Source organism: Paraburkholderia sp. J11-2, assembly GCF_905220185.1.
Lineage (GTDB): Bacteria > Pseudomonadota > Gammaproteobacteria > Burkholderiales > Burkholderiaceae > Paraburkholderia.
The window spans coordinates 287,746-304,501 of the sequence record NZ_CAJMYY010000002.1 but is presented as its reverse complement, the minus strand read 5'-3'; the positions used below and the strand labels follow the sequence as shown (position 1 = coordinate 304,501).

Below are 16,756 nucleotides of genomic sequence, written 5' to 3'. Positions count from 1 at the left end.
CGAAAGATGGCAACATTGCCACTTCCGCCTGTTTCGTCAAAGCCCGATGATCAGGGACCTTCCGTTGCCGGAACGAAAACATGACAGCAAACGCCCACTTCTCGACAAACCTGCTGCTTGCCTACGCAGCGTATTTCGTTGGCACCGCGAGTCCCGGGCCAAGCAACCTGGCGATTATGTCCATAGCTGCCAGTCACGGGCGGAAAGCGGCCATGATGTTCGCGCTCGGTGTCGTTTCTGGATCGATGTTCTGGGCGACGGTGGCTACGCTGGGCGTCTCGGCTGCGCTAATCGCTTATTCTCAATTCATTATTGCAGTCAAGATTTTTGGCGGCCTTTATCTCTTGTGGCTGGCCTTCAAATCCGGACGCAGCGCGCTTGCGACAGCAGCGGCATCCGCACTGAATGCGGAGCGAACGCCGACATTGACAAACGTCTACTCCCGCGGACTGATGCTCCATCTCACTAATCCCAAAGCGATCCTTGTGTGGGTTTCAATTGTTGCTCTGTCGTCGAGCAGCACGGGATCTGCCCATAGCGCTCTGATTGCAGGCTGTGCGGCCATTGGATGTCTGGTATTCGGCGGATACGCGGTACTGTTTTCGACAGACTCGGCTCGCAAGATGTACGTGCGGACCCGCCGCGCCATGGAAGGATGCCTGGCCGTAATATTCGGGATTGCCGGCATCCGCCTTCTGGCGTCGCGTATTTAGCTACTCGGGCGATCCAATCGGCTCTCCAATGGTCGTTGTTTCGCTGTTGGCCATCCGTATCGCGATCCGCCGCGCTCAATCGCGTGGACGCTTTCGCCTGCTCGACTCCCTAAAGGCATCGAGAATCCCGGCTGGTATCAACCGGAGCCGCACGAGCTGGCGCTGAAAATCGCGGACGCTTTCCGAAGTAAGTGTTGGCAGAATCTGTCACAGCGCTTACGAATTTTTTCGATACTCATCCACAGGCAATCTATACTCAATAGCGCTTCCTCCTCGGCTAGCAGCCAACTCACCCGGTTCGAACAGTCCATAGCGCCGTCGCCGATCCTCCTTATTGAGGATTCCGGATGAATTTGATCGCACGGGCCAATACGGCAGCGTTGGTTGAGTTTCATATCACCTCACTACAAGTCCGTCCGGAGCACCGGGGCGTTACCGTTGCGCGCCCAATGTGACAACGCTTCAATCGACGTGCGAGGCACTCATGTCTGGCTATGCATTGGATAACTCCTGGGAGCATGCGAATCGTCGTCTGGCGCTGCTCGAGCAAATGCTCGACCCGATGACCCAGCGTCGTATCAAGATGCTCGGCGTCGGTCAGGGGGCGCGTTGCCTTGAGGTGGCGGCCGGAAGCGGCTCGATCGCGAAGTGGCTGTGCGAGCAGGTCGGGCAAACCGGCAGCGTGATGGCAACCGATATCAACACCACCTTGCTCGACGAGATCCGTCTTCCGAACCTTGAAGTTCAGCACCATGACATCGTCAAGTCTGAGCTTCCAGACTCCGCATTCGATTTTGTCCACGCGCGATGGATACTCCACCACCTGCGCGAACCCGAGCGCGCGATTCGCCGCATGGTCGATGCACTTCGCCCGTCCGGGTGGCTGTTACTGGAGGAGGTCGACTTTTTCCCGGTACATGCGTCATCGTCAGCCGTGTTCCGTGAATTCATGGTGGCACTCGTCAACACAGTTGTGAAAGCGTCGGGTCGAGACTGCTTCTGGGCTCGCATTCTTCCGGAGACCGTGGCGGGCATGGGACTGGAGCAGGTGGGTGGCGAGGGAGAGTTTCCCGTGATCCGGGGCGGTTCGCCCGCCGCGGAATTCTTCGAGCTGACTGCCGTGCAGATGCGTGAACAACTGCTCGCGACATCTGCACTGCCTCTGCCTCGGCTCGAGCAGGCGCTGCAGCTTCTGAAATCACCTGATTTATGGGCCTTCGGCGGCGGCAATATTGCCGTATGGGGACAGCGAAGCGCTGCATGAGCCCTTCGGGTTGCAGGCGCTAGCCGTGGCCTTCGATACGTTCTTGCTGCAGATTGATACGACCACCTCCGGCGGCCAATTCTGGTAGACCGGCAGCGGCCGCTGCGCGATACCGCCGAGCGCGTCCTCCGACATGGCAATTGCGTCGCCTCGCAGCGCCCCGCAGTAGTGGACACCGAAGCGGCTAACCACATGTCCGAAAATGGCGAGCTTCACGGGCAATCGAAATGTACGATGCCCCTCATGGCTACCATCATCGACATCCCCGAAAGCGACGCCTGTTATCTGGCACTGAAGGCGCACGACGCGCGCTTCGATGGCTCCTTTTTCGCGGCCGTCACCAGCACTGGCATTTATTGCCGGCCGGTGTGTCGCGTAAAAATGCCTCGTCGCGAGAACCTCCGCTTTTACCACCACGCGGCAGAGGCCGAGGCTGCGGGTTTCAGGCCTTGTTTGCGCTGTCGCCCCGAGTTGGCCCCGCGCGCGGCATCGTGGAGCACGGAAGACGCCTCACGCATTCTGGCCCTGCAAGCTGCGCGATTGATGGACGAGCCCGATGCCTGGAGACACATCGCCCCCACGGAATCAGCTGTGGAGCAACCCGGCGGCGGCCTGATGACCCAGATTGCGCAGAAGCTGGGCGTCAGCGATCGCCATTTGCGCCGCATTTTTGAGTCACATTTCGGTGTCTCGCCCCTCCAGTATCTGCAAACGCGGCGGCTACTGGCGGCCAAGCAACTGATCGCCGACACGCAACTACCGATGGCCCAGGTGGCGTTATCCAGCGGCTTTGCCAGCGTACGGCGCTTCAACGACGCCTTCTCGCGTCACTATGGCCTGAACCCCAGCGCCCTGCGTCGCGCCAGGTCAGCGCCAGATAGTCAGGGCGTGAGTGTCCGATTGGGCTGGCGCCCGCCCTATGACGTGCAGGCGATGCTCAGTTTTTTGCGCCTGCGTGCGTTGCCCGGCGTGGAGCAGGTGAGGGATCGGGAATTCACGCGCACGCTGCGCCTCATGCAAGGCGCGCAGGGCCGCACCGGCTGGTTGCGGGTACGCTTCGACGAGGATCGCGCCCAAGCCGTGCTGACGGCCAGCGATTCGCTGGCTGCCGCGCTGCCGACGCTGATCAACCGCGTGCGCGCCGCGCTCGATCTGGATGCCGATCCAATCGCCATCCACGCCGCCCTGCACACCGCGTTCCCATCGAGCGATGGCGTGCGCGTGCCGGGCACACTGGATGGTTTTGAACTGGCTGTGCGTGCCGTGCTCGGTCAGCAGATCACCGTGGCCGCCGCTCGTACGCTGGGCGCACGCCTGGTTGCGGCCTTTGGCGAGCCCATCGGGACGCCCGTCGCGGGCCTGGATCGTCTTTTTCCCACCCCTGCCGCTCTGGCCGCCGCCAGCGGTGACGCGCTGGGCCAACTGGGCGTCACGCGCCAGCGTCAGGCCGCGCTGCATGCTCTGGCTCACGCCGTGCTGGAAGGCCGCATCGCCCTGCATCCCGGCGTGGACGTCGCGACAACCTGTGCCGATTTGCGCGCCCTGCCTGGCATCGGCGACTGGACGGCGCAGTACATCGCTCTGCGCGCTCTGCGCTGGCCCGACGCCTTTCCTGCCGGTGACGTAGCGCTGCAAAAAGCCCTGGGCGTGAGCAACGCCCGCGCCGCGGCACAAGCTGCCGAAAGATGGCGGCCCTGGCGCGGCTACTCGGTGCTGCGGGTCTGGCATGCCATGGAGCACAGCACATCAACATGAAGACTACCCTTATCGACACGCCTCTCGGTCGTGTGTACCTGCCCGCCGCCGCAAGCGGTCGATTCGCGTGATGAATACACTCACACCCACCCCGAACCCAATACATGCCCAGAGCGATCTATTCGGAGGCGGCGACACCCACTTCTCAATAGACACATCCTTCGGAACGGCAAGGCGTTTCGCTCTCGACGCTCATTCCTGGGTTGAAATCGTGCCCGGCTGGATTTCGGGAGCTTCCCTGCTCTACGAGCAGATGCGCAACAGCGTTCCCTGGCTCGAACACGATCGGCGAATGTTCAACAAGGTATTTCGCGAGCCGCGCATGACGGCGGTTTATCAAAATCTTGGCGACGTGCCGCAGCAAGGCCTGCTGCAGGCCGTTCGTGCGCTCTCAAGTCACTACGGCGTGGCTTACGACGGCTTGTGGATGAACCTCTATCGCAATGGACAGGACAGCACCGGTTGGCACCGCGACCATCGCTCATGCAGAAAATTGGAGTGCATCGTCCCCGTCCTGACGCTCGGAACGACCCGACGGTTCCTGGTCAAGCCGATAAAAGGCGGTAGCTCCATGACCTTTAAACCCGCCTCCGGCGACCTGGTCGTGATGGGGGGACGATCCCAGCAGGACTGGGTGCATTGTGTGCCCAAGGAACCGGGCATCGTGGAGGCACGTATCAGCGTGAACTTCATGAGTTCGGCGCAACGCGTGCGGGATCGCCAATGAGCGTTGTGCGCGCGCTTTCATTGCGCTCAATATGCTCGGCTGCGCGACCGGACCTGTTGCCACCTGTTGCCTATGCGCGGATCATCTCGTCGCGGTTCAGAAGATCCATCGCTTCGAGATGATGGAAACCTGGAAGCAGCCGTTGACCGCTTCCGTGCACCACAGACCGCTTCGGGTCGATCAGTCTCTGTCACTTCGCTCAGGAACGCGTCCAAAGACACATATTCCACCTTCTTTCACACGCTGATTCCTGCCATGAGCACTACAGTTTAGTTGTTGTGGGCAATTCAGCACGTCGGACCCGCCATCGCCTGATCGCCGTCCCAAGGTGTGAACGCCATGAAGAACTTCCTCAGCGCGCTACTACTCGCCACTGCGCCGTTCGTCGCGTGTGCCGAAACGCCATTCCTCTATTCACGTAGCGCAATCGTGTACGACGTCGGACGCGGCGAAGTCCTGCTGGAAAAGAACGCCGACGACGCCCAGCCGATCGCGTCACTCACCAAGCTGATGACGGCGATGGTCTTGCTGGACGGCGCGCAGCCGCTGGGGGACACGGTGTCCGTTGACGAAGGCGACATCGATCGGCTCAAGCGCTCGGGGTCCCGCATCCCGATTGGTGCGTCGCTCGAACGCGGAGAGATGCTGCGCCTGGCGCTCATGTCATCCGAGAACCGTGCGGCGTCCGCGCTGTCGCGAGCGTTCCCGGGCGGCCAGCCTGCGTTCATACGGAAGATGAACGAAAAGGCGCGCGCGCTCCATATGGCCGACACGCACTTCAATGATCCAACCGGGCTCTCGCCGGACAATCTCTCGACGGCACGCGACGTCGTGAAGCTGGCGCAAGCCGCCGCGCACTATCCATTGATCGGCGAGTACACCACGCTTCCCCGCTATGAAGAGAAGATCGGTACGAGAACGAGGTTCTATCACAACACCGACCCGATAGTCAGCGCAGCCGATTGGGACATTCTGGTCGCCAAAACCGGCTATATCCGCGAGGCCGGACGCTGCATCGTCGTCGATGCGAACATGCCGAATGGCCAGGTGGTGATTGCGCTGCTCGGCTCGCCAACGTCGTGGGGGCGCTACACCGATCTCACGACGATACGCCGATGGCTGGACGGAGACGAAACGCCGGTCGTCAAGCCGCCCTATTACGCTAGCACCCGGCTGCGTCATCACCATTCGGTGCTGGCGCATTCTCATCGCGTCAGGGTGCAGTTCGCATCGTACCGGACAGGTTCGACCGCCAACGCGCACCGCCAGACCGTCACGCACGACGCCAGCAAGCGAAAGCACCACACTCCTGCTGCCGCCTGATCTACGTCTCGTTGAGGCCTCGCGCCGATCGTCCCGGTCGTGCGGCGTGGCACTTGACGAGATGGCCGCAGCGCCTCCGAGACCCGGATGATCAGCGTCCTGCTTCCGGGTTCGGCCACCAAGAGACATTCAACGAGCTTCTCACGCCGACATTAGAACGGCCGGTCCGCCCCAGACACCGGACTTGTGGTCAAGATCATGTCGATTTGCGCCCGCCTTGCTCGACGGCCACGAGCCTGGACACGGTACGCATGACGTCCCCGCAGGTCATTGCGGCACCTGCGCAACGGGTTCCGGCGTAGCAGGCTGCGCCGGCGGTGCTCCGCTCGCCGGTACCGGCACGCTCATCTGTTCCGCCTGAACGACCCAACCGCCGCCCATTGCCATGTAGAGATTGACGAGGTTCGTCAGTGTCGCGGCCCGAGTCTGCGTTTGCTGCAGTTCCGCGCTGAACAGATTGCGCTCGGCGTCCAGCACCTCCAGATAGCTCGTATAGCCGCCCTCGTAACGCAGCCGCGCTAGCCGCAGATACTTGCGCAGCGATCCGACCTGCCGGCTCTGAATCACAAACTGTTCGCGTGACTTTTGCACCCCGATCAGCGCGTCGTTGACCTGCTGGAATGCAACCCGAATCGCGTTTTCGTAGGCGAACAGCGCCTCTTGCTGACGCGCCTCGGCCTGCTTGTTCTGCCCGTAGATGTTGCCACCCGTGAAGATCGGCATCACTGCCGATCCGGCAAACGTCCATACCCGCGCAGGTCCGGTGAAGAGGTTGGAGAACTGCGTGCTCACCGAGCCGAACAGCCCCGTGAGCGAGATTTGCGGGAAATACAGCGCGCGCGCCGCGCCGATCAGTGCATTCTGCGCGACCAGATTCTGCTCGGCCTGCAGCAGGTCGGGCCGGCGTTCGAGCAGGTCCGACGGCAAGCCCTCAGGCACGGCGGGCGTCGAGAGATCCACGAGCGTGCGGCCGCGCAGGATCGGCTCCGGATTGCTGCCAAGCAGTACCGAGAGCGCGTCTTCCTGCTGCCCGATCTGCTGCTCGAGTTGCGGAATGGTCGCCGCCGTCGCCTCGTAGTCGGACTGGCTCTGGGCAAGCTCCATATCCGAGGTCTGCCCGAACTGCTGACGCAACGTGAATACGTGCACGGAATCGGCCCGGCTCGCAGTTGTGCTCTGTGCGATCTCGAGCTGCATGTCGAGGCTGCGCAGCGTGATATAGGACGTCGCGACCGATGCGACGAGCGTCAGGATCGTCGCGCGGCGGCTCTGTTCGGCCGCGTTCACGTTGGCGCGCGCCGCCTCGGTTTCGCGCCGCACCTGGCCGAACAGGTCGATGGTCCAGAAGGCCGACACGCTCGGCTGGAACTCGTTGAATACTGGCGAAACGCCCGCCGGTATCGGCGTCGGCCCGTCCTGCGAAGCGCGCTCTCGCGCCGCGCTGAAACCGACGCTCGCCTGCGGGAAGAGTGCCGAGCGCGTGCTCACGAACTGGCCCATGAACTCGTCGACTCGCGCGGCCGCCTGCTTCACGTTGAGGTTGTTTTCCAGCGCGGTCTTCACGAGGTCGTTCAGCACCGGATCTTCGAACTGTTCCCACCACGTGGTGTTGACGACGTCGGCCACGTCCGGGTACGCAAATCGGTACGTTGCCGGCACGTCCACTTTCGGCCGTTCATAGTTGGGGCCGAGCAGACAGCCGTTCAGCAAGCCGATGAGCAGGACTGGCGCGGCAAAGCGCACGAAGGCTGCGGCGCGCATGTCAGTCGTCCTCATGCCGCGCGGACGGCGTGACGGTCGGTGAGCCGGAGCCACCGGACGCGGGCGGCGGCGTTCCGCCGCCAGGCACGGGTGTGTCCTTGCCGCCGCCCTTGCGCGAGCCGAGCGACTCGATGCCCCAGTAGAACATCGGAATGAAGAACACGGCGATCGCGGTCGCACCCAGCATCCCGCCGATCACGCCAGTGCCGATCGAATGGCGGCTGTTTTGCGAGGCGCCCAGCGCAATGGCGAGCGGCACACACCCGAGGATGAACGCCAGCGAAGTCATCACGATCGGCCGCAGGCGCTCTTCCGCGGCGGTCAGCGCAGCGTCGTACGGCGACTTGCCTTGCTCGCGGTTCAAGACCGCGAACTCGAAGATCAGGATCGCGTTCTTCGCGGCGAGCGCGATCAGCATGGTCAGCCCGATCTGGAAGTACACGTCGTTGTTCAGGCCGCGCAGCAGGATCGCGAGCAGCGCGCCGAAAAGGGCAAACGGCACCGCCATGAGCACGCCGACCGGCAGCGACCACTTCTCGTATTGCGCGGCGAGAATCAGGAACACCATGATGATCCCGAACACGAACACGAGCCCGCCTGTCGAGCCCGACTTGATCTCCTCGAACGCCTCGCCGCTCCACCCAACGGCGTAACCCGGCGGCATCTGCGCGGCGAGTTCCTTCAAGGTCCCGATCACCTGGCCAGAGCTGTAACCGGGCGCCGCGTTCGCCGTGATCTTCACCGCCGGGAAGTTGTTGAAGCGCGTGATCAGGTCGGGACCCGTGACGTACTTGTAGGTCATCACCGCCTTGATCGGCACCATATTGTTCGAGCGGCTGCGTACGTAGATCTGGTCGAGGTCGGCGGGCGTGAGGCGGTAGCGCGGATCGGCCTGAACAATCACCTGCCAGAGCCGCGCGTCCTTGTTGAACTGCGACACGTAGAGCGAGCCGAACATCGTCTGCATCGCGCTGTACACCTCTTCGACCGGCACGCCGAGCGTCTCCGCCTGGTCGCGATCGACGTTCACGAGCAACTGCTGCGAACTCGCATTGAACGTCGTGGTCACGCCGGTCAGTTCGGGGCGCGCCTTCGCCTTCGCAATGAAGTCCTGCACGACACCCGCGAGCTGCTGAATAGAGCCCTCTCCGTGGCTTTCGATCCACATCTCGCTGCCGCCCGTCGTACCGAGGCCTGGAATCGACGGTGGATTCACCGGCACGACGATGCCCTCTTGAATCTTCGAGAGCGTCTCGTAAGCCTTGATCAGCACGGCGCGCGCGTTTTGCTCCCTGATGTTCGAAAACTTGTATCGCTCGTCGAAACCCCTCAGGCCGACGAAGAACGTGCCCGCGTTATTCTTGTTCTGACTATCGAGCAAGCTGTAGCCGTTCACGATCGTGATGCTGCTGACCGCGGCCTGCTTCATGAAATAGTCGGTGACCTTGTCGCCCACGTCCGCGGTACGGTCGAGGCTCGCCGCGTCGGGCATGATGATCGCGCCAAGCAGATAGCCCTGGTCCTCGGGCGGCAGAAAGGCGCCCGGGATCGACTTGCCCATCAGGACCGCGAGCGCGATCACGACGCCGAAAACGATGAGCCCCAACACGTAACGCCGGATGATGAACTGCACGGCGCGCCCGTAGCCGGCCGTCATCCGCTCGAACTGATGGTCGAACCACTTGAAGAAGCCCTTTTTCTCATGATGCGTGGGCTTGAGCAGAATGGCGGCAAGCGCCGGGGACAGCGTGAGCGCAACGATACCCGAGAACACCACCGAAATCGCGATCGTAATAGCGAACTGTTTGTACAACTGCCCCGTGATCCCGCCGAGGAACGCAACCGGCACGAACACGGCGCACATGACGAGCACGATCGCGATGACCGGACCCGACACCTCGTCCATCGCTCGCTTGGCCGCGTCTTTCGGACTGAGCTTGAAAACGGTCATGTTGCGTTCGACGTTTTCGATCACGACGATCGCATCGTCCACGACGATGCCGATGGCGAGCACCATGCCGAACAACGTCAGCATGTTGATCGAAAAGCCCAGTGCCGCCATGCCCATTGCGGTGCCGACGATCGACACCGGTACGGCCAGCACCGGAATGAGCGTCGCGCGCAGGCTCTGCAGAAACACGAACACGACGATCACCACCAGCACAAGCGCCTCGAAGAACGTGTGGATCACGTCGGCGATCGACGCACGCGTGAATTCCGTCGTGTCCATCGCGACCTGATAGTCGAGCCCCTCCGGAAATGCCGTCTTGAGGTCCGCGAGCGTCTCGCGTACCTGCTTCGAGACGTCGAGTGCATTCGCACCCGGCTGCTGGTAAACCGCGATGATCGTCGCAGGCTTGCCCTGGTACGTGGTGCGGTTCGAATAGCTCTTCTGGCCCAGCTCGGCCCGGCCGATGTCTTTCAAGCGGACGATCGCCGCGCCGGTGCTCGCTGCGCGGATGATGACGTTGTCGAACTCGGCGGGCGTGGCGAGCCGCCCGGTGGTCGTCACCGCGAATGACTGCTCGACCGGGTTGCCGGTTGGCGCCTGGCCGACGGTGCCGACCGCGAATTGCTGGTTCTGGGCGCGCACGGCATTCTGCACGTCCCCGGCGGTGATCCCGAGTTGCGCCATGCGATCGGGCTTCAGCCAGATCCGCATCGCGTAATCTGGAGTGCCAAATATTGACGACTGGTTCGCACCGGGAATGCGCTTGATCGTGTCGAGCACGTAGACGTTCGCGTAGTTCGCAATATAGGTCGGATCGAAACGCTCGTCCGGCGAATAGATTGCGATCACCATCATGAAGGCGTTCGACTTCTTCTGGACCTGCACGCCCTGCGACTGCACCTGCTGCGGCAACTGCGGGAGTGCGAGGTTCACGCGGTTCTGCACGTCGACCTGGGCCAACTCCGGATTGGTGCCGATCCCGAAGAAGACATTGAGCGTGTAGTTGCCGGTCGACGACCCGGACGAATACATGTAGATCATGTTGTCCGCGCCGTTGACCTGTTGCTCGATCGGCGCTGCGACGTTGTTCGCCACGACGTCCGCGCTGGCGCCCGGGTAGGTCGCGGAGACGGTGATCTGCGGCGGTGTGACGTCCGGATACTGCGCGATGGGCAGCGAGAACAACGTCAATGCACCACCGAGCGTGATCACGATCGAGATGACGGACGCGAAGATGGGCCGCTCGATGCAGAAGTGCGAGATGTTCATCGAGTCGCCCCTTACTGCGACGCGCCGCTGGTTGCCGCCGGCGCTATCGCGCGCGCGCCTGCGCTCACCTGCGGCGCCGACGCACCGCCCTTCTCGACGATCGTTTTTCCGCCGCTCTGCGTCGAGGGGAGCGTTCCGGCAATCTTGAGCGGCACCTCGGGCACGACGCGAATTGCACCATCCACCACAATGCGCTCACCAGCCTTCAGGCCATCGTTGATGAACCAGTTATCGCCGTTCCAGTCGCCGACTTCGACCACACGCTGACGGGCCTTCGACTGATTGTCGACGACCCACACGAAGTGGCTCTTCGCGCCCTGCAGCACTGCCCGTTGCGGCACGAGAATTGCGTTCGGCCGCACGGCGCCCGACACGCGCGCACGCACGAACTGACCCGGCCGCAATGTACCCTTCGGGTTCGCTAGCGAGGCGCGCACGAGGAAAGTGCCCGTGTCGGTGCTGAACGCCGGATTCGCAAAGCTGATGGTGCCGTGCTGCGGAAATTCCGTGCCATCGGCGAGTTCCACTGCCACGACGAACTCACTGTGGGGCGGAAAAAGCAGCTTGCCTGCCGAAATCTGGTCCTGAAATTTGAGCATTTCGTTTTCGGAAATGCTGAAGTTCACCCAGATCGGGTCGAGCTGATAGACGAAGGTGAGGAGACCCGATGAATTCGCGATCAGATAGCTGCCATCCTGCTGCCTTGCATAGCTCGCGAGGCCATCCAGAGGCGACTTGATCGTCGTGTAGCCGAGATTGAGCTCCGCCGTCTCCACCTGCCCTTGCGCTGAGATCACCGCTGCTCGCGCCTGCTTCTCGTTGCCGATTGCGTCGTCGAGATCCTTCTGGCTCAATGCCTGCTGCGCCGCGAGCGGCTTGACCCGCGCGAGATTCTGCTGCGCGACCGTGAGCCGCGCCTCCTGCTGCGCAAGTTCGCCCCGCGCCGTCTGCAGCGAGGCCTGAAACGGCTTCGGGTCCATCAGAAACAAAACCTGACCGGCCCTCACCTTATCGCCCTCGGTGTACATGCGCCGGTCGAGAAAGCCGTCCACACGCGCACGAATCTCGACTTCACGCGAACTCTGTGTTTGCGCGGTGAACTCGAGGTCGACCGGAGTGTCTTGAGCCACAACCGTCATCACCGTGACTTCAGGCGCACCGAGTGCCGGAGGCCCGGATGCCTTCTTGCAACCAGCGAGGAGAATCAGCGCAACAGCGACGAGGACCAGTGGGAAGCGGTTTCGGCGTGCGGAAACCAGAGGTAACGGTCGATGCCCGAGAAAGAACGGTCCACTCATGAATGGCCTCCCGCAATGCGCCGGACCCGCGCATCGCCTCGGTGCGCGCGCGCCATGGTCACTTCTTCGTTGCCCGCATACTGTTCGCGATCCGAATCAATAAGGATTCTTCCGGACCACTTGAAGAGGCGCCGGCCGGGATAATACGGGCCCGGCAGACCCGCCGTTCCGGCACACAATGCCCACACCGGGTGTCACACCCGCGATGAATCCCGCCCCAATGAGTTGCGCAAGGACCAGAATGCCTTTTATGCGCTGGCGGAATTCTTGCTCATGTGGCGTGCTCGAAAGAGCCGCCGGCGTCGCCCATGGTTCGTCGCCGCATGGTCAGGGCGCCCGTCCTCGACAAGTCTGCTAGCCGTCCAGGGCAAAAACAATGAGACTTTGGTCTGATAGCCCGCTTCGCACGCCTCGGCCATTCGCGGCGAGGACGCTGTGCCGAACGCACACACAATCGAAAGCTTCGGACGCGCGTCCAGTAGCACATCGCCGCGCGGTTGGTACGTGGGTGGGTATCTGTTGTCGGCAAATTCAGCGAGAGTGAGCGCACCGGGCGTCACGCACTTCAATGCCGGATCTGCTGGACGCCATCGCCGGTATGTGCTGCACATTGACAGCGCTGGTCGAGTTCGCCTCGGAGTGAGGCATCGTTGAGCAGGCGGTCAGCCTGCTCAACGCCGTACCTGTGCCGCAGTGGCTCTTCAATCGCTCGCCAGTCGGCGTATCGACCAGAGTCGGCCAACTCGCGCGCATAGCGAAGCATGTAGTCTTTCACACCCATAGCGGAATTTTTGTTCCTCATCGGCCGCTCCAGGTTTGTTGAGGACAAAGGCAGATGTACGCGCGATGCGTGAGGTGTGAAGTTGAAGTGATTCGTCGCTGCCGATGGGTTGGCGCCTTGGCGCCGTGCGAGTCAAGGTAGAAGTACCCCCTGTGCACTCATTGATGAGACAAGTGCTGTCAGTTACAACCGTGGCTGTTCGCTGTCCGATAACAGGTCTTGCCACCGGGCCCGCGCACCACGCCTTTTCCGTTTTCCGTCTTCGCCTCGCCACCACGATTGGTTTGGGTCGTCCGGACACCGTTCTGGTTGGTTTGGGATGTCCAGGCGGTGCCTGTGCTCCGGTTATAGCCGCCCGCTGTTGCCCCGTTGCCACAGGCGGTTTCGCCACGCGAATTCGTCGCGCACTCCGCAAATGCGCTTGAACTGATCATTAAGCAAACCACTAGCAAAACCATCTTCATGGCGGTCTCCAAAGACTCTGCCAAAACGCACGCCGGCCCCTAAAGGAGTTTAGGTCGTATGGTCAACGAAGGCCAATGAAGCGACCGGTGCAGGAGGTTAGCGAACAGAAGACTGGCAATTTCCGGTGGCATAGGGTGGTCATCGAACTGATTCATACGATCGTAAGAGGACAGATTACGTTTGCTCGGCGAGCCGATCTGGCCGCTGCCGATCAATTCCACAACCTCTCTTTATAAGCAGTACTGCTGATATCGATCTCGCGCATCCTGCCACCCTGCTAGAGGAAGCGCAGAGCCGGAGGCGGAGAGTGTGACCCTTCCCAGACTCCCTTCACCACGCTGCCTTCGGCTACAGTTCGGCCATTCCATGCTCCCGGGTCAGTTGCCGAAGTCCACCGCCAGTGTTCCGGCGGATTAACAAATCAATCGTCGACCTTCGTGTCAGGACCACTTGCGCCGACCTTCTGTGATACGCCGAAATTGTCGACCAGGATGTGGAGACTGAGAAGGAGAATCCAGATCGGGAAAACAAGCACGATCCAATCGATATAGTGGCCGGCAACGAGCAGCGCGAACGCGGTGGCGTATCCAGCAAACGCAATCCAGCGCGAAACAAAGCCAGTGCGAAGGGCAAGTGTACTGGTGCTCGCCGTAAATACTGCGGCCATTCGGACCGCGTAAATATTCATGGTTTCGTTGGCAAACTCGCGCGCGACAGTGAACGTGGCCGAGCCGGGAAGCCGATCGAACCCGATGCGATACGTGGCCACAATTCCACCGACGAACGCGGCAGCGGCGAACAGCATGGCCAGGAACAGGAGGCCGCTCCCCATGAACACCGTAGCAAAGAAGCGATCCTCGCGATCGCCGAGGCGATCCCGCAGCACGCCAATGAACCAGAGAAAGGCAATGCCAGCAAACGGCACCATGTTGAGCGCAACAGCCACCTGACCTGAACTTTCTCGAAGCCACTGGCCCGCTTCCATGGGACCAACCGGAACAGAACGCCGCAACAGCAGAAGGCCGGTAATCAGTAAGACAGAAAACAGAATGCCGGCGATGGCAGCAGCGCGGGGGGCTCTCAGACTCCTGCGCGGGTCAATCCCCTGAAGTCGCCATGCCTTCTTTGAGGGTTTCATGTTCAGCGTCCTTCATACCCTGCCGTAATCTGAGTTGGCACAGCGTTCATGCCAGGGCAAGCAGCGGCCTCGATCCAATGCGGCGCCGTGTATCAATTGTGAGCACTGCTGCCTGACGCCGGCAGGTTCTTCAGGATTGCCGCTGCAACGTCCCGGCTGACTAAGCCCAACGCACGATCATGGGCGGCGACAAGCGCGTCGTAAGCCTGCCCTTGCACAGGCTCGCGCGCGACCGTGTGCCCGACGATGGGCGCCGCATTACCAGGAGACCAGATTGTCCACTGAGCATCGACAGTTGCCATGCCCGACAGCACCGAATCGAACTGCATGATGTCGACGCGCACGCGCCACGCAGGCAAGCCACCCGAATCCGATGCATACACGCTCACATGCTCAGAGCCAAGCAGCACCGCGAGGTCTGCGGCGATCGTCCGCTGGATGTTGCCTTTGAGCGGCTCCGCCCAGCGTTGAAACTCGTCAGGCCACACCTGGTTGTCGGCGAGACTGATGACGATCTGCGGTCGGTCAACCAGCGCCGGAATCGTGACCGGGTTGACCACAACAAAGAGCGGCACCGCAGTGCTCAAGACGGTGAGATTCGCGTCCGGCTTCAACCGGTAGAAACTGGACACCGGCGAACTGCTGCAACCGCCCAGCAAGATGGCCAACAAGGCGACAATGAGGGATGCTGGTGCGCGTGTCACGGGCGGTGCTCCTGCTGCTTGCCGCGAATCAAAGCCTCCGGATGCCGCTCCAGATAATCGGCGAGCGTGCGGAAGGCCGCAGCTGTGCGCGACAACTCCTGAATCATGTCCGTCGCGTTCTGCTGAAGGGCGGAATCCGGCTGCAATGCGTTGTTGGCGGAGTCGAGCGCGGTGTGCGCCGCGGCGAGCGTGCCCTGAGCCTGCGGGACGATCATGGTGTCGAGATCGTCGAGCAGCGTCTTCGCGCTCGCCAGTGTCGCTCGCGTGTTGTTGCCAATCGCTTGCATTGGGATCGTGTTTAGCTTCGCGACGAGTTGCGTGATGTTCTCCTGCAACCTCTGCAGGTTGCCGGGGATCGTTGGAAGTGTCGGTGGCGATGACGTCCAGTCGACGGTGGCTTTTGGCGCGTCCGGGAAGAAGTCGGCGGCCATGTATAGCTGCCCGGTCAGCAAATTGCCCGTTCTAAGCTGAAGACGCAGTCCCTTCGCAACGAGGCGATCCGCCAGTGCGTGCGGATCGTTGCTCACGCGGCCCCCGCCGTTCGTCTCATAGCGGGACGTGAACAGTTCCGGATAGAGATCTATTTCCACCGGAATGCTGAACTTCTCGGTCTTGGGATCAAAACGTGTATAGATCGCTGTCACTTCGCCCACGACAATGCCGCGGAAGTCTACCGGCGCCCCCACGATCAATCCCCTGACCGACTCAGTGAAGTCGGCAACGTACTTCACGACGATATGATAGTGCGCCTTCATCGCATCAGCCCGATCCGGAAACAGCGTGAAGGTCGATTCGTTCGCAGCGGCGGGCCCATCGAGCGCGCTCGGCGGCGACTCGAATGCCACGCCGCCAATCATGATCGACACGAGCGACTGCGTATTGACCTGGATGCCGCTCGAGCTGACTGCCACGTCGACACCGCTCGCATGCCAGAAGCGCGTGTCCGAAAGAACAAACTTGTCGTACGGCGCGTTGATGAAAACCCGAAGCGTCACACCGTGTCCATCAGGGTCGAGCTTGAAGCCGGATATCTGCCCGACCTGCAGCCGCCGGAAATAAACCGGTGTACCGACGTCGAGCGATCCCATATTCGTGCTTTTGAGGATGAATTCGCTCCCCGGCGCATTACTCGCGATCGCGGGCGGCACCTCCAGGCCGACGAAGTCGCGACGCCCTTTTTTCGATTTCCCGACGTCCATTTCAACGTAAGAGCCGGACAGGAGTGTCCCGATTCCGGACACCGTTCCGCCCGATATGCGCGGGCGCACCACCCAGAAACGCGTGCTGTCGACCAGCATGTCAGTCGCGTTCTTATTGATGTCGGCGGTCGCGACAATACGCTCGTGGTCGGGCGTGAGCGTGACGGTCTTAATGAGTCCAATGTCGACGTTCTTGAACTTGATCTTCGTTTTTCCCGCTTCGAGACCATCTGCCGTAATGAAGCTGATCGTAATCGCCGGGCCCTTTTCGATCACAGCCTTGACGGCAAGCCACCCGCCAATCAGGACCGCGAGTATGGGGACGAGCCATACGACCTGCAGACGCCAGCGCGACCGCGGCGCCGCATCCGCGTTGGGAAAATCAGGCTTTTTCTCCGGCCCGGGCAT

Annotated in this window: 13 protein-coding genes; 5 read left to right on the top strand and 8 right to left on the bottom strand. The window is 61.7% G+C overall.

The window, feature by feature from the left end:
• Positions 1–80: 80 nt before the first annotated feature.
• The 5 genes from U5A57_RS03585 to U5A57_RS03565 all read left to right on the top strand — a co-directional run bounded on the left by U5A57_RS03585 (position 81) and on the right by U5A57_RS03565 (position 5,782).
• On the top strand, positions 81–713 hold the full coding sequence (locus U5A57_RS03585; RefSeq protein WP_321908233.1) for a LysE family translocator: 633 nt from the start codon (positions 81–83) through the stop codon (positions 711–713).
• A 484-nt stretch (positions 714–1,197) separates the two neighbouring features.
• The gene (locus U5A57_RS03580) at positions 1,198–1,977 is read left to right on the top strand and encodes a class I SAM-dependent methyltransferase (RefSeq protein ID WP_321908231.1); all 780 of its coding nucleotides are present in this window, start codon (positions 1,198–1,200) and stop codon (positions 1,975–1,977) included.
• 234 nt (positions 1,978–2,211) lie between these two features.
• A complete protein-coding gene (locus tag U5A57_RS03575) occupies positions 2,212–3,732 on the top strand; it encodes an AlkA N-terminal domain-containing protein (protein ID WP_415774577.1) in 1,521 nt (506 codons plus the stop codon).
• A gap of 70 nt (positions 3,733–3,802) precedes the next feature.
• Positions 3,803–4,459: an alpha-ketoglutarate-dependent dioxygenase AlkB gene (locus U5A57_RS03570; RefSeq protein WP_321908228.1), complete on the top strand. Its 657-nt coding sequence runs from the start codon at positions 3,803–3,805 to the stop codon at positions 4,457–4,459.
• A gap of 339 nt (positions 4,460–4,798) precedes the next feature.
• Entirely contained in the window at positions 4,799–5,782 is a 984-nt protein-coding gene (locus tag U5A57_RS03565; protein ID WP_321908226.1) for a D-alanyl-D-alanine carboxypeptidase family protein, read from the top strand.
• Between the two features lie 267 nt (positions 5,783–6,049).
• Here U5A57_RS03565 and U5A57_RS03560 read toward each other — a convergent pair whose 3' ends face one another.
• The 8 genes from U5A57_RS03560 to U5A57_RS03525 all read right to left on the bottom strand — a co-directional run bounded on the left by U5A57_RS03560 (position 6,050) and on the right by U5A57_RS03525 (position 16,756).
• Complete coding sequence (locus U5A57_RS03560) at positions 6,050–7,543, bottom strand: efflux transporter outer membrane subunit (protein WP_321908225.1); 1,494 nt, start codon at positions 7,541–7,543, stop codon at positions 6,050–6,052.
• 1 nt (position 7,544) lies between these two features.
• Positions 7,545–10,763 carry a multidrug efflux RND transporter permease subunit gene (locus U5A57_RS03555; RefSeq protein ID WP_321908224.1) on the bottom strand — a complete coding sequence of 1,073 codons (3,219 nt, stop codon included), beginning with the start codon at positions 10,761–10,763 and terminating at the stop codon, positions 7,545–7,547.
• Between the two features lie 11 nt (positions 10,764–10,774).
• On the bottom strand, positions 10,775–12,061 hold the full coding sequence (locus U5A57_RS03550; RefSeq protein WP_321908222.1) for an efflux RND transporter periplasmic adaptor subunit: 1,287 nt from the start codon (positions 12,059–12,061) through the stop codon (positions 10,775–10,777).
• A gap of 565 nt (positions 12,062–12,626) precedes the next feature.
• Positions 12,627–12,863, bottom strand: coding sequence for a hypothetical protein (locus U5A57_RS03545; protein ID WP_321908219.1), 237 nt, complete (start codon positions 12,861–12,863; stop codon positions 12,627–12,629).
• A 158-nt stretch (positions 12,864–13,021) separates the two neighbouring features.
• Positions 13,022–13,306 (bottom strand): hypothetical protein, encoded by a 285-nt coding sequence (locus U5A57_RS03540; RefSeq protein ID WP_321908218.1) that lies wholly within the window; start codon positions 13,304–13,306, stop codon positions 13,022–13,024.
• 422 nt (positions 13,307–13,728) lie between these two features.
• Complete coding sequence (locus U5A57_RS03535; RefSeq protein ID WP_321908217.1) at positions 13,729–14,445, bottom strand: hypothetical protein; 717 nt, start codon at positions 14,443–14,445, stop codon at positions 13,729–13,731.
• A gap of 92 nt (positions 14,446–14,537) precedes the next feature.
• Entirely contained in the window at positions 14,538–15,149 is a 612-nt protein-coding gene (locus tag U5A57_RS03530; protein WP_321908215.1) for a PqiC family protein, read from the bottom strand.
• Entirely contained in the window at positions 15,146–16,756 is a 1,611-nt protein-coding gene (locus U5A57_RS03525) for an intermembrane transport protein PqiB (RefSeq protein ID WP_321908214.1), read from the bottom strand. The genes U5A57_RS03530 and U5A57_RS03525 overlap by 4 nt, the downstream gene beginning before the upstream one ends.